The following is a 13431-nucleotide window of genomic DNA, read 5'->3' on the forward strand; positions in this document are numbered from 1 at the left end:
AGGGTTTGCGATGGGCAATTTGAAACGGAATGTACAATTTGAAAACATCTGCGATTTTGGAGGCGTTTTTCCCTTTTTAAACATGCGAATTCCGCCGCTTTACGCCGGACATATCCGCAGAATCCGCAAAAAAAGAAGGCTTCGCATTCCCGCGAAACCTCCCTTCGTCCATATACAGCTTGCCGCCATTGTCCTTCCGGATTTAAGGCTGCGGCGGATTTAGGCGGATCGGGATCGCGGGATCGGCAACGTGCCAAAGCGCCGTTTACGAATTTTCTTCTCCCCGCTCCCCGTTCAGCGCCTCCAAGATCCGGCTGGCGAGCTTTTCGCCGATCGATACGGCGCGGAAGTCCTCGACCGACGCTTCGCGAATGGCCTTGAGCGAGCCGAAATGCTTGAGCAGCAGCTTGCGCCGCTTCTCGCCGACGCCCGGAATCGCGTCGAGCGCCGAAGCCACCATCGACTTGGCCCGCTTCTCCCGGTGGAAGGTGACGGCGAAGCGGTGCACCTCGTCCTGAATCCGCTGCAGCAAATAAAATTCCTGGCTGTCGCGGGGCAAGGGCACTTCCTGCGGCGGATCGCCGACCAGCAGCTGCGCGGTCCGGTGTTTCTCGTCCTTGGCAAGTCCGCACACCGGAATGTCGAGGCCCAGCTCATGGACGAGCACGTCCAGCGCCGCGGCGATCTGGCCTTTGCCTCCGTCCACGACGATCAGGTCCGGCAGCGGCAAGCCTTCCTTCAGCACGCGCTCGTACCTCCGGCGGATAACTTCCCGCATCGTCTCGTAATCGTCCGGTCCCTTTACGGTGCGTATGTTGTATTTGCGGTATTCCTTCTTGTCCGGCTTGCCGTCGGTGAACACGACCATCGCGGAAACCGGCGACGCGCCCTGAATGTTGGAGTTGTCGAACGCCTCAATGCGGCGAGCGGACGGAATGCCGATCCGGTCGGCCAGGCCTTGCGCCGCCTTGACGCTCCGCTCCTCGTCCCGCTCGATGAGCCGGAACTTCTCCTCGAGCGCCACCCGCGCGTTGTCGCATGCCATCGACACCAGCTTGCGCTTGGAGCCCCGCTTCGGCATTATTACCTTGACCCGCAGCCAGCTTCGCAGCGAGGCGACGATATCGCCGTTCTCCCCGTTCCCGGCCTCCGGCTCGTCGTCCTCATCCGCTTCGCCGAAGGCATCGGCATGGACGCCGTCCGCATGACCCGCCGCGGCCTCCTCCGGCGGCGCCGGCAGCAGCACCTCGCGGGGCAGCGCCGGATTATCGCTGTAATATTGGGTCACAAACGTGAGAAAATCGTCGTAAGGCTCCCCATAATAGGGAAAAAGGGATACGTGGCGCTGGATCATTTTTCCCTGGCGCATATAGAGAATCTGCACGCACATCCAGCCTTTGTCGACGGCGTAGCCGAATATGTCGCGGTCTTTGGCGTCCGCCATCGTGACCGTTTGCTTCTCCATCGTCGCTTCGATTGCCGCGATCTGGTCGCGGTACTCTTTGGCGCGCTCGAACGCAAGCTCTTCGGCCGCTTGCTCCATTTTGCGCTGCAGCTCCCGCTTGATGTCCATATGGCCGCCGTTCAAAAACCTCGTGATTTCCGCGATCATCCGCTCGTATTCGGAAGGCTCGACCGGAAATTCGCACGGCGCCAGGCATTGTCCGAGGTGATAATACAAGCACACCTTGTCGGGCAGCGTGCGGCATTTGCGCAGCGGATACAGCTTGTCGAGCAGCTTCTTCGTTTCCTGCGCCGCATAAGCGTTCGGATACGGGCCGAAATATTTGCCCTTGTCCTTGACCACTTTGCGCGTCACTTCAAGCCTCGGATGCGGCTCGTGGGTGATCTTCAGGTACGGGAACGATTTGTCGTCCTTCAGCAGCACGTTGTAGCGCGGGTGATATTCCTTGATCAGGTTGCATTCGAGAATAAGCGCCTCCGTGTTGCTGGAGGTGACGATATATTCGAAATCGCGGATTTCCGCGACAAGATGCTGGGTTTTGGCGTTGTGGCTGCCGCTGAAATAAGAGCGCACGCGGTTTTTCAGCACTTTCGCCTTTCCCACGTAAATGACCTTGCCTTCGCCGTTCTTCATCAGGTAGCAGCCCGGCTTTTCGGGCAGCAGCGCCAGCTTGCGGCGGATATTTTCCATCGCCTGCTTGCGGTCCGCGAAGGGGGCCGAAAGAGATTGCCCGGGCGTGTCCATCTTTCGGAGCGCCTCCTTTGAAAATCAGGGAATAAAGTATATTCCATTGTATCATACAGTTCGTTTTGTTGGAGGCATCGCTTGCGCAAAATCCCGGACGCGGAGGAACGTTCGCCTAAAGGCATAAAATTCCTGCGCTTGTCCGCGCAACCGCTTTACAACAAAAAGCGAAATTGGGTATACTGAACGTAATGATGTTTGCAGGAGGCTTCCCATGGAGAACGCGAACGTTCAAGATCCCCGGTTGCACGTGAACGAGGAACCCCGCAACGACCTGCACGATCTGGTCGTCGGGTTCAGCGGCATGTTCGGCTTTATGTTTGTCGTATTTACGATTGCGGTTGTCGTGAAGTATATCATCAGCTAAACGCAACCCAAGCAATACGGATGCGCCTTCCTTGTCGGGGGCGCACCCGCAACGAAAGAAGCTGTCCGGACCTGAACAGTCAACAGGCCGGACAGCTTCTCTCGTTTGTTGGGGCCGACGGAGCCCCATCCGAAAACAGCATCCCTGACCGCCATGGCGGTCAGGGATGCTGCGGTTGCGTTTATTCAGGCGACGGACACCCGCCCGAACCTTATTTCCCGGACGCTTCGCCCCGCGATCCGTCCCGGACGGCCCGCCGCTCCGACACTTCGTCGAACCGGCGCCGCTCGGTACGCTCGATCTGGACGATGCGACCGTCGTGCACAATGATTTGGACCGTACCGTATTGCAGGCCGGATACGGCGTCCGTAATTCTCGCCACCCAGCTTTCCGTCAATTCCAAAGGTTTTGCCATTCGCCCGTTCCTCCTTCAAAATGTAGTTCCTTACGCCTCATGGCTGCGGCTCATTCTGTTCTCCAGCAGCGATTTGATCAGCAAAGTCAGTACGGCGAGCAGCATAAGCAATGATGATACGGCAAAAGAAGCGGAGAATTGGTATTCGTTGTACAGGATTTCAATATGAAGCGGCAGCGTGTTCGTCTCTCCCCGGATATGGCCGGATACGACGGACACGGCGCCGAATTCCCCCATGGCGCGGGCGTTGCAGAGGATCATCCCGTACAGCAGCCCCCACTTGATGTTCGGCAGCGTCACCTTGCGGAACACCCGCCAGCCGCGGGCGCCGAGACTGACCGCCGCCTCCTCGTCCTGGACTCCCTGCGTCTCCATGAGCGGGATCAATTCGCGGGCCACAAACGGGAAGGTGACGAACATGGTCGCGAGGACGATCCCCGGCGTGGCGAACACGATTTTGATCCCGTGATCCTGCAGCCAAGGCCCGAAAAAACCTTGGGCGCCGAACAGCAAGATGTAAATAAGACCGCTGATCACGGGCGATACGGCAAACGGAAGATCGATCAGCGTCACCAGCAGGTTTTTGCCGCGAAATTTGAATTTCGTAATCGCCCATGCGGCGCAAAGCCCGAATATCGTATTCAGCGGAACGGCGATAAGAGCCGTAACGAGCGTTAACCTGAGCGCAGCCAGCGCATCCGGGTCGGACAGCGCTTCGATATAAGCGGCCCACCCTTTGCGGAACGCCTCGACGATGACCGTGACCATCGGCAGCAGCACAATCAGCCCGAGAAACAGCAGGGCGATGCCGATCAAGATATAGCGGACTGCAGCGGGTTCCGTCAGGTGGCGCGGCGCGGCTTCGCTGTTGCGGCGCTTAGGGTTCGTAACGATGCCAGCCATCGGACACGCCCCCTATGCCGTGCGCAAACGGCGGTTGCTCCACCGTTGCAGAACGTTAATGAGCAGCAGCAGCAAAAACGACAGCACCAGCAGCACGACGGCGACGGCGGCCGCTTGGCCGTACTCGAACTGCTCCAGCTTCGTGACGATCAGAAGCGGCGCGATTTCCGTCTTGAGCGGCATGTTGCCCGAAATAAAGACAACCGAGCCGTATTCGCCGATTCCCCTTGCGAATGCAAGCGCGAATCCGGTCAGCAGCGGCGGCACAAGCTCGGGCAAAATCACTTTGCGGAACGTTCGCCAGCGGTAAGCGCCAAGCAGGACGGCGGCTTCCTCCGTTCCCTTGTCGAAATCCTGAAGAACCGGCTGGACGGTGCGAACGACAAACGGTACGCCGATAAAAATCAGCGCGATCGTGATGCCGATCGGGGTGTAGGCCACCTTGATGCCGAACGGCTCCAGCAGCGAGCCGACCCAGCCGTTAGGAGCGTAAATCGCGCTCAGCGCGATGCCGGCTACGGCCGTCGGCAAGGCGAAAGGCAGATCGATCAGTCCGTCGACGATGGCTTTGCCCGGAAATTTGTAGCGAACCAGAACCCAGGCGAGCAGCAATCCGAACACCATGTTGACCAGCCCGGCGCATAACGCGGTCAGCAAACTCAGACGATAAGAGGCGACAACCCGCGGGTTCGAGATGGTGCTCCACCATTGATCGGGACTCAAATCCGCCGACTTGACAACCAAAGCGGCGAGCGGGATGAGAACGATCAGGCTCAAATAGGTGACCGTAATCCCCGTCGTCAGCCGGAAACCGGGCAGCACCCGTCTTTTTTTGCGAATCAATGCGGTCATGTCTTCGCTTGAACCCCTCTTTCGGCAGTGTTGAATATCGGGCGGCCTTGCGGCGTCTGCCGCTTAACGGGATCAGGACCCCGGCGTATAAATTTGATCGAACGTGCCGCCGTCGGCAAAGTGCTTTTCGTGGGCTGCCTTCCAGCCGCCGAAATCGTTGTCGATCGTCAGCAGGTTGAGCGCCGGGAATTGGTCTTTGTATTTATCCGCTACCGATTGCAGACGCGGACGGTAGAAGTTTTTCGCCGCGATCTCCTGGCCTTCTTCCGAATACAGGTACTTCAGATAAGCTTCCGCCACTTCGCGGGTGCCCTTCTTGTCGACCACTTTGTCGACGACGGCGACCGGCGGTTCGGCCAGAATGCTGATCGACGGAGTGACGATTTCAAATTTGTCGCCGTATTCCTTCAGCGCCAGATACGCCTCGTTCTCCCAGGCGAGCAGCACGTCGCCGATGCCCTTTTCCACGAAAGTCGTCGTCGCTCCCCGGGCGCCGGTATCGAGAACCGGAACGTTTTTGAACAGCTTTTTCAGAAAATCCTTCGCCTGCTCGTCGTCGTATCCGAGCGACTTGGTCGCATAGCCCCATGCCGCCAAGTAGTTCCATCTTGCGCCTCCCGACGTCTTCGGGTTCGGCGTGATGACCTGAATGCCGTCCTTGATCAGGTCGCCCCAGTCTTTGATGCCTTTCGGGTTGCCCTTGCGGACGAGGAAGACGATTGTCGACGTGTAAGGCGTGCTGTTGTACTCGAATTGGGACTGCCAGTCGGCATCCAGCAGGCCGGCCGTCGCTATCTCGTCGATGTCGTACGCGAGCGCGAGCGTAACCACATCCGCCTCCAGCCCGTCGATCACCGAGCGGGCCTGCTTGCCCGAACCGCCGTGCGACGGTTTGATCGTGACGTTGCCTCCCGTCTCCTGCTTCCAGTATGCCGCGAAGCTTTTGTTGAACTCTTCGTACAGTTCGCGGGTCGGGTCGTAAGAGACGTTCAGCAGCTCGACGTCTTTCGGAACCGGCTTGGCGCTGCTGTCCGCCGAAGGCGAGCCGCTTGGCGACGAACTTCCGCCGGATGCGGCCGAAGGCGAGCCGCTCGCGGCATTGCCTCCATTGTTATTGCCGGAGCCGCAAGCGGATAATACGGAAATCAACAATGCGATAACGACGAACAAAGCGGTCGACTTAAAAACGTTCCGTCTCTTCAAGACCAAGCACCCTTTCCCTCGAATTCCTACCTATTTAGTATGCTTTTGGTATTTGCTGAAATCATAGCATTCTGGGCGCTTAACTGTCAATAAGATATTTTTAAAATAAGCATTATTATCTTTTATAACGATCGGCCGGGACCATAGGAAAAAATAAAAGCCGTCCGCGTCCTCCGTAAGGAAGATTGCGGACAGCTTGCGTTTACAGTCGGTGACAATCCGTCAAAAAAATTCTTCCGCTCCCTCGCTGCCGGCCGGAAACAAGCCCGGCATGCTAACCGCGATGGTTGCGGCCGCGAACGTGAACGACGTCGACGAAGGGACGAATCCGGTCCATCAGCCGCTGGCCTTTATGCATTTCTTCGCCTTCCTTGTGCGTAAAGCTGAAATGCTTTTCCAGCGAATCCAGATCGTAATTAGATGTATAGAAGGTGGGTTTGCGGTTCATCCGGTAATTGAGGATCGCGCCCAGCACGTGGTCCCGCACCCAGGGGCTCAAATTTTCCGCGCCGATGTCGTCGAAGACGAGCAGGTCGCATTCCTTCATCAGGGACAGGGTCTCCTTCAGCTTCTGCGGCTCCATCATGAGCGCCTTGGCGTCCTCCACGAACTCCGGCATATAGACGATAACGCCGGAATACCCGGCTTTGGCCAGCTCGTGAAGCAAAAACGCCGCCATGTACGTCTTGCCCGTTCCGAAGCTGCCCATCAGAAACAATCCCTTTTTCTGAAGTCCTTCCTCCTGCGTCCGGTCGATGTAGGCGAGCAATTGATGGACCGCGTTGATCCGCTCCGGATCGAGATCGAACATCTCCTCCAGGTCGTAATCGGCGGAAAAATCGAAATCGGCGTTAAAGCTCGTAATTCGGCGGCGGATTTGCTCCTGCTGCTCGTGCGCGACCCATTTCGGGCAGGCTGTCTTATGGTCGTAAAGCTGCCAGCGTCCGTTCACCTGCTCGCACGTGATCCGCGTGTAATGTCCCTGCAGGTCGTTCGGACACCGTTCCAACCCCGGACACGCCTTGCAATTGCGGTATTCCGTCGCGCATTGATGCAGCCGGTTCATATTGAGCCGCAGCGTCCGTTCGTCGAGTCCCGGATATCGGGAGCGAAGCTTTTGCACGAGCGGATCGCCGAGCACCCGGGCCGCCAACTGTTCGATGTCTTGGAGCTCGGGCGAACGTTTCCAGGCGCGCAGGACGTCACCCATCGAATCCATATCCGCTTCCTCCCTTCCGGTCAGCTTTTATCCTTCAATTTGCGAACCAGCTCGCGCATTTTGGCGACTTCCTCGGGCGGGATCTCCGCTTTCGGTCCGCGGTCCTCGACAACCGATATCGCCGGTTTGCGGCGCCCGCCGCCCCGGCCGCGGGAGCCGCCATCCGCCGTGGCTTTGGCGGGTCCGTCTCCGCCCCGCTTCTTGCGTGCGAGCATTTCGTTCAGCTTCTCTTGTTCGCGGACGTAAAGCACCGCTTTCTCGAACGTGTCGATGCCTTTGGCCAGCATGTTGGAAGCGACCGAATCGATGAAGCTTTTGGTCAGCCGCTGCGCGTGGTTCATTCCGAGCACGTAATGAATCAGAACGTTGATGACCGGTTCCGGCAGCTTGTAGTTCAGATCGATCCGTTCGAAGATCCGCGCGAACGCATCCGGCACCGCGCCCGGAAAGTACCGCTCAAGCATGCGGGTGTACGGCTCCCGGCGCAGCATCTGGTTGTAGACTTCGACAGGCGCCTTGAGGCCGAACCGTTCGGGCACCGGCAGCAGCGGAATGCCGGAAACTGCCGCAGACGACTCCTCGGCCGGGTCCGCAGCCGGACCGGCCGTCCCCGAACCGGCCGCTTCCGCAGCGCCGGTCCGGGCGAGAAACCGCTCGCGCTCTTCCTCCCGCTTGCGGTCTTGCCGGTACATCAGGTTCGCCCTGAACTGAAGCTCCTCCCAGCGCAGCGTGCCGTCTTCGTGGAACACGCCGTCCTCATTGAGCAAACGGCAAATTTCCGGCACTTCGAGATCGTATTTGTACGCCAGATAATTGAGCTGGGCCATCGATTCCGGCGCCCTGTTCAGCCGTTCGACATAGGGGCGGTTGGGCGAAGTCCGCGGAAACCGCAGCAGCATGTCGCTGTGGCGGATGCGCTCCGGAGGCCGGACCGCCTCTTTGGCCTTCTCGTTTGCGGCCGCGCTTTCCGCCAACGCCTCCTCCAGTTCGGGATCGACGGGCCCTGCGCTCAGACGAAAAATCTCGTAAAACGGAACCGTAATCTCTTCCCGGTTCACAAATCTCGCCAGCCCTTGCGGCTCCGACAGGGCAAACGATTCGCGCAGTTCCTGGAACGCCATCTTGCCGACCTTGTCGCGGAGCAGCAGGGCAAGATGAAACGTGGCGAAAAACTCTCCGGCTGCAAGCGGGCGCAGCAGCACGTATTCGTAAATCGTTTCGTCCTGCACGGGATCGTACTGGCGAAACACCTGCAGCAGACCGACCGCTTCCAGCCTGGAAGCCTGATCGGCCAGCGTTTGCCGGCCGTCCGGGTTCATTTCCAAATCCAGGCCGAGAAACAGCTTCCGCTGCGCTTCGAGAGCGGAATAGCCCGTCCGATCCTCCGCCATATGATGATAGAGCAGCAAGTAGAGACCGACGGCGAAGGCGCCGACCATCGGTTGATATAATTGCGCCAGCACGTTCCGATCGAGCCCGCTTAGCGCGAAATCCCGATAGACGACGAAGCGATGATGTTCCGTAAATTCCAACCGGTTCGATACGCGCATGGCGAATCCGTCCACTCTTTTCGAAATAATGTCCGATCATTTTCCTATTGTAACATAAACGCAAGCGCTGCTGGATACGCGAGAGATTCGGAGTCTCCCGGCGGCAGCCTCCCTACGAATCCTGCGCGGCCTCCGCGCCGCGAAACACCCACAGCTTGCTTCCCCCGTAATTGACGGCAAGCGAAGCGGCTACAGACGCCAGCTTCGCCGCCCATGCCGTAACGCCCGCTCCGTGCTCCAGGCCGAGCAGCACGCCGGTCGCGCACAGGAACGACACGCCGTTCACAATGCCGAAGCGGATCCACTCCCCGGCGCTCGCGCGGGTTTTGACGCGAAACGTCCAACGCCGGTTCAGGAAGAAGCTGTTGACGAAGCCGCAGCCGTACGAGAAGACCTGCGCGACCGCCGACATCACGCCCAAACCGTACACCAATGCGACAAAAACGGCGAAATCCACGCCCGTGTTCGCGATCCCCACAAGCCCGAATTTCGCCAATCTCAGCCATTCCCTGTTCGCCACTGGCTACTCCCCCGATCCGAGCGGCTCAAAACATCTTGTAGCCGTTTTTGCGAAGCGATCGGATCGCCCACCCGCTGGCAAGCGCCCCTCCGATGCCGGCCAAAAAAGGCCACAGAAACACGCCGAGAAAAGCCAGCAAGCTCAAATCCGGCTTCCAGAAGTATCCGACGCCGATCGGCAGCACAACGAAGATATACAGCCAGGTCGGCAGCCAGGTCGTCTTCACCAGCATATTCAAAATAAAGCCGATCCCGAAAAACAGCACGAAAAACAGTACGGTACCGACGATTTCCTGCAAAATCTCCCGCATGTGCGAATTTCCTCCCGAGATGATGTCCTATCCAGTTTACAGGATCGCTCTCCGGACAGTCAATGCGGCCCCGGCGCGTTTCCTGCCGGAAACGCAAGTTCACTTCTTTGTCATCGTTTGACGGCGCAGGCCGTTTGCCCGCGGCGGGCGGTTCCGCTACAATCAGGAAGTAGAGCGATTCCCGCAAGCCATACTCAAGCCATACACGGACAAGGAGAGAAGTTTTTATGAGTGAAGCAGCCCAAACGCTGGAAGGCTGGTATGTACTGCACGATTTCAGAACAATCGACTGGACGGCCTGGAACGATGCGTCGCCCGCGCAGCGGGAACAAGCCAGAAACGAACTGCTGGGCCTTGCCGAGCAATGGGAGGCGGTCGAGCAGCGCAAGGAAGGCAGCCTGGGCCTGTACGCGATCGTGGGACAAAAGGCGGATATCGTCTTTATGCACTTAAGAGAAACGCTCAAGGAGCTGAACGCGATCGAGAACGCGCTTAACCGTTCCGCCATCGGCCGGTTCCTGAAGCCTTCCTATTCCTATGTGAGCGTCGTCGAGCTCAGCAACTATATGGGCCAGCCCGGCGTCGATCCGATGCAGGTGCCGGAAATTGCCGCCCGGCTGAAGCCGATCCTGCCGAAAACGAACCATATTTGTTTTTATCCGATGAACAAACGCCGCTTGCTGCAGGACAACTGGTACATGCTGCCGATGGAAGACCGCAAGGCGATGATGCGCAGCCACGGCATGATCGGACGCAGCTATGCCGGCAAAGTCAAGCAAATCATCAGCGGGTCGGTCGGCTTCGACGATTGGGAGTGGGGCGTTACCCTGTTCGCGGACGACGCGCTGCAGTTCAAAAAACTCGTTTACGAGATGCGCTTCGACGAGGTCAGCGCCCGGTTCGGGGAATTCGGTCCGTTTTATGTCGGCAACCGGCTTTCCCGCGAGCAATTGGCGGACTTGCTCCGGGGTTGAGCCGAAAGCCGGGCGTTGAGTCGCCCTGCCGGACCAAGAAGACGCGAAGGATCGTTGACTTTTCCAAACGGTCAGGCAAAAAAAACAGCCGAAGCGGATGCCGCACGGGATCGCGCTTCGGCTTTATTTTATTCCTCGTCCAGCGCCCGCATTTGCGCTTCCCACTCCGCGCGGCGCTGCTCCTCCAGAAACTCCTGAGTTTTGCGGTCCCGTTCGCGGCTCTTCTCTTTGAGCCGTTCGATGGCCGGCTGAATCAGAAGGTCGATCTCCGCCTGCACGATCGCCGACAGGTCGTAACGGGACTGCGACTCCAGGAAAGCGCCGACCTCCATGAGCGCGTTGTAGCGGTCCAGCTCGCTTCGGGTCAGCAGCCCTCTGACCTGTACGCTGCAGTGTCTCATCAGAGGAACTTGCCCTTGCGCAGCACGAGCGGAATGCCGCCGATAATGAACAGGTAGCGGAGGTCGATCGCCTTTTTCAGCCAGGAAGCGACGCGGCCTTTGTATTTCTTGCCGAAAGCGATGCCGATCGCTTCCCCTTTGCCGAGCGAGGCTACCGTGCCTTTGTTGTGGAAGACGAACGGCTTGAGCGTCTGGTTGCGGATTTGAGCCACCAGATTATGCGCGCAGTTTACGCCCTGCTGCATGGCGATTTGGGCTGTCGGCGGATAAGGCCGTCCTTCCTCGTTGAACACCAGGGAATTGTCTCCGAGGACGTAAATGTTCTCGTGTCCGGGACAACGCAAATACTCGTCCACTTTGACGCGGCCGCGCGTCGTCTCGATGCCGGCTTCCTCGATCAGCCGATTGCCGCGCACGCCGCCCGTCCAGATGACGGTTTGCGACTTGATCTCCTCTCCTTCCCCGACGACAACGCCTTCGGACGTGCACTCCTTGATTGCCGTGCCGATCTTGAAGATGACGCCCTTCTTCTGCAGCACTTGCATCGCATATTCGACCAGCTCGGGATCGAAGCCCGGAAGCGCCGTCGGAGCCGCTTCGATATTGTAAATCTTGACCAGGCTGCGGTCGACGTCGAACTGCTTGCACAGCTCGGGAACGCGGTCCGCCAGCTCGCCCACGAACTCGATGCCGGTAAATCCCGCTCCGCCGACGACGAACGTCAAGTAATCGGTGCGGTGCGGCTCCCGCTTGTACCGGGCAAACTGGTATTCGATGTGCTCGCGAATCAACCGGACGGAATTGATGCTGCGGATCGTGAACGCATGTTCGGCCAATCCGGGGATGCCGAACGTCTCCGGTTCGCCGCCGAGCGCGATGACCAGATAGTCGTAGGAAAGCGTTCCGTCTTCAAGAATCACCTTGCGGTCCTGGGGACGGATTTGGACGACCGTCGATTTGACGAAATCGATCTTGAACTCGTCGATCAGTTTGGAAATGCTCACCCGGGCGTTGTCCGGATGGTCCGTGCCGGCCGCAGGCATATGAAGATGAGTCGTAATATAATGATAATCGTGTTTATTGACCAACGTTACGTCCGCTTCGTTGTAGTTTAATTCCTTCTGGAGCCGAAGGGAGGTCAGCACGCCGCCGTATCCCGCGCCCAGAATGACAATTTTGGGTATGCTGCTCATGGTCAATCCCATCCAATCCTGTGTTTGTTTCTCTCCAAGTCGCGATCCTCACCGTACAACTGAATCATATAGGCTTTCACTGCTATTTTCAAGTTTCATATGTACGAAATTGTTTGGACATCTCCACAAAATTGACCGCGTTTTTCCCGGCGTTCCATGTCTAGTTTCCTGCAAATTTTTCCTCCTTATTCCGCATCCGGTTTCTTTCGCGGGAACCCAAGCTTATAATAAAAGCAGATTTGACGAAGCTTATTCCAGCAACGTGTTTACCACAAATTTCGCTTGCGCGAACGGAGGTGTCCCAACATGAATCGGCCTCTAGGCGAAGTAAGAGACGTGGCCGTTATCGGCGGCGGGCCCGCCGGAATGTTTGCCGCCTTTTACGGCGGGATGAGGAAGATGTCGGTCACGCTGATCGAAAGCATGCCGCAGCTCGGCGGCCAGCTTGCCGCGTTGTACCCGGAAAAGCACATTTACGACGTTGCGGGCTTTCCCAAGATCACGGCCCAGGAGCTGGTCGACAATCTGAGGCGCCAAATGCGCCATTTCGAGCCGGAAATCCGCTTGGAGGAAAAAGTGCGGAACGTCCGCAAGCTCGAAGAACGATTGTTCGAGATCGAAACGGACAAGAGCGTGCTTTACGCCCGGGCGGTCATCATTACGGCCGGTGTGGGAGCGTTTGAACCCCGGAGGCTGGAGCTTCCGGAAGCGGCCCGGTTCGAAAAATCCAATCTGCATTACTTCGTAGGGAATTTGGAGACGTTTCGCGGCAAAAGGGTGCTCGTTAGCGGAGGCGGGGATTCGGCGGTCGATTGGTCGCTTATGCTCGAGCCGATTGCGGAGCAGGTTACGCTTGTCCACCGCCGCGACAAATTCCGCGCGCACGAGCATAGCGTAGAACTGCTGAAGAAGTCCAAGGTCAACATCGTCGTGCCGACGGAAATTACGGCCCTGCATGGCGACGACGCCATCCGCAAGGTTACGCTGACGCATACGAAGACGGGCGAGACGACGGACGTGGAGGTCGACGCGGTAATCGTCAACTTCGGCTTTGTAAGTTCCCTCGGGCCGATTGCCGAATGGGGACTTGAGATCCGGGACGGCTCCATCGTGGTCGATTCCCGGATGGAGACCAGCGTTCCCGGGATTTTCGCCGCAGGCGACATCACGACCTATCCCGGCAAGCTGAAGCTGATCGCCGTCGGCTTCGGCGAAGCGCCGACCGCCATCAACAACGCCAAAGTCTATATCGATCCGGACGCAAAGCTGTCGCCCGGCCACAGCAGCAACTTGAAGCTGTAACGCATTCCAAAAA

Annotated in this window: 14 protein-coding genes; 3 read left to right on the forward strand and 11 right to left on the reverse strand. The window is 58.2% G+C overall.

Features of this window, described 5'->3' with window-relative positions; all coding sequences use genetic code 11:
* Nucleotides 1-265: 265 nt before the first annotated feature.
* Nucleotides 266-2209 carry an excinuclease ABC subunit UvrC gene (gene uvrC, locus F560_RS0109700; RefSeq protein WP_019005537.1) on the reverse strand — a complete coding sequence of 648 codons (1944 nt, stop codon included), beginning with the start codon at nt 2207-2209 and terminating at the stop codon, nt 266-268.
* 214 nt (nt 2210-2423) lie between these two features.
* Between uvrC and F560_RS24995 the strand changes: the two genes are divergently transcribed.
* Nucleotides 2424-2576 (forward strand): YqzM family protein, encoded by a 153-nt coding sequence (locus tag F560_RS24995; protein WP_019005539.1) that lies wholly within the window; start codon nt 2424-2426, stop codon nt 2574-2576.
* Between the two features lie 211 nt (nt 2577-2787).
* Here F560_RS24995 and F560_RS0109715 read toward each other — a convergent pair whose 3' ends face one another.
* The 8 genes from F560_RS0109715 to F560_RS0109750 all read right to left on the reverse strand — a co-directional run bounded on the left by F560_RS0109715 (nt 2788) and on the right by F560_RS0109750 (nt 9548).
* Nucleotides 2788-2991 (reverse strand): YezD family protein, encoded by a 204-nt coding sequence (locus tag F560_RS0109715; RefSeq protein WP_019005540.1) that lies wholly within the window; start codon nt 2989-2991, stop codon nt 2788-2790.
* Nucleotides 2992-3021: 30 nt separating this feature from the next.
* Nucleotides 3022-3894 carry a sulfate ABC transporter permease subunit CysW gene (cysW, locus tag F560_RS0109720; protein WP_019005541.1) on the reverse strand — a complete coding sequence of 291 codons (873 nt, stop codon included), beginning with the start codon at nt 3892-3894 and terminating at the stop codon, nt 3022-3024.
* A 12-nt stretch (nt 3895-3906) separates the two neighbouring features.
* The gene (gene cysT / locus F560_RS0109725) at nt 3907-4746 is read right to left on the reverse strand and encodes a sulfate ABC transporter permease subunit CysT (protein ID WP_019005542.1); all 840 of its coding nucleotides are present in this window, start codon (nt 4744-4746) and stop codon (nt 3907-3909) included.
* Nucleotides 4747-4818: 72 nt separating this feature from the next.
* Entirely contained in the window at nt 4819-5955 is a 1137-nt protein-coding gene (locus F560_RS0109730) for a sulfate ABC transporter substrate-binding protein (protein WP_019005543.1), read from the reverse strand.
* A gap of 268 nt (nt 5956-6223) precedes the next feature.
* Nucleotides 6224-7168 carry an ATP-binding protein gene (locus F560_RS0109735; RefSeq protein ID WP_019005544.1) on the reverse strand — a complete coding sequence of 315 codons (945 nt, stop codon included), beginning with the start codon at nt 7166-7168 and terminating at the stop codon, nt 6224-6226.
* Between the two features lie 20 nt (nt 7169-7188).
* Complete coding sequence (locus tag F560_RS0109740; protein ID WP_026298197.1) at nt 7189-8718, reverse strand: DnaD domain protein; 1530 nt, start codon at nt 8716-8718, stop codon at nt 7189-7191.
* A gap of 112 nt (nt 8719-8830) precedes the next feature.
* Nucleotides 8831-9238 (reverse strand): GtrA family protein, encoded by a 408-nt coding sequence (locus tag F560_RS0109745; protein WP_019005546.1) that lies wholly within the window; start codon nt 9236-9238, stop codon nt 8831-8833.
* A gap of 25 nt (nt 9239-9263) precedes the next feature.
* Nucleotides 9264-9548, reverse strand: a complete 285-nt coding sequence (locus F560_RS0109750; RefSeq protein ID WP_019005547.1) for a YuiB family protein — start codon at nt 9546-9548, stop codon at nt 9264-9266.
* A 227-nt stretch (nt 9549-9775) separates the two neighbouring features.
* Here F560_RS0109750 and hemQ point away from each other — a divergent pair, with 227 nt between their 5' ends.
* Nucleotides 9776-10522, forward strand: a complete 747-nt coding sequence (hemQ, locus tag F560_RS0109755) for a hydrogen peroxide-dependent heme synthase (protein WP_019005548.1) — start codon at nt 9776-9778, stop codon at nt 10520-10522.
* Between the two features lie 128 nt (nt 10523-10650).
* Here hemQ and F560_RS0109760 read toward each other — a convergent pair whose 3' ends face one another.
* Both F560_RS0109760 and F560_RS0109765 read right to left on the reverse strand, forming a co-directional pair.
* Nucleotides 10651-10923: a hypothetical protein gene (locus F560_RS0109760; RefSeq protein WP_019005549.1), complete on the reverse strand. Its 273-nt coding sequence runs from the start codon at nt 10921-10923 to the stop codon at nt 10651-10653.
* On the reverse strand, nt 10923-12116 hold the full coding sequence (locus F560_RS0109765; protein WP_019005550.1) for an NAD(P)/FAD-dependent oxidoreductase: 1194 nt from the start codon (nt 12114-12116) through the stop codon (nt 10923-10925). The genes F560_RS0109760 and F560_RS0109765 overlap by 1 nt, the downstream gene beginning before the upstream one ends.
* Nucleotides 12117-12422: 306 nt before the next feature.
* Here F560_RS0109765 and F560_RS0109770 point away from each other — a divergent pair, with 306 nt between their 5' ends.
* Nucleotides 12423-13418, forward strand: a complete 996-nt coding sequence (locus F560_RS0109770) for an NAD(P)/FAD-dependent oxidoreductase (RefSeq protein WP_019005551.1) — start codon at nt 12423-12425, stop codon at nt 13416-13418.
* Nucleotides 13419-13431: the final 13 nt, after the last annotated feature.

Source organism: Cohnella laeviribosi DSM 21336 (genome assembly GCF_000378425.1).
Classification (GTDB): domain Bacteria; phylum Bacillota; class Bacilli; order Paenibacillales; family Paenibacillaceae; genus Cohnella; species Cohnella laeviribosi.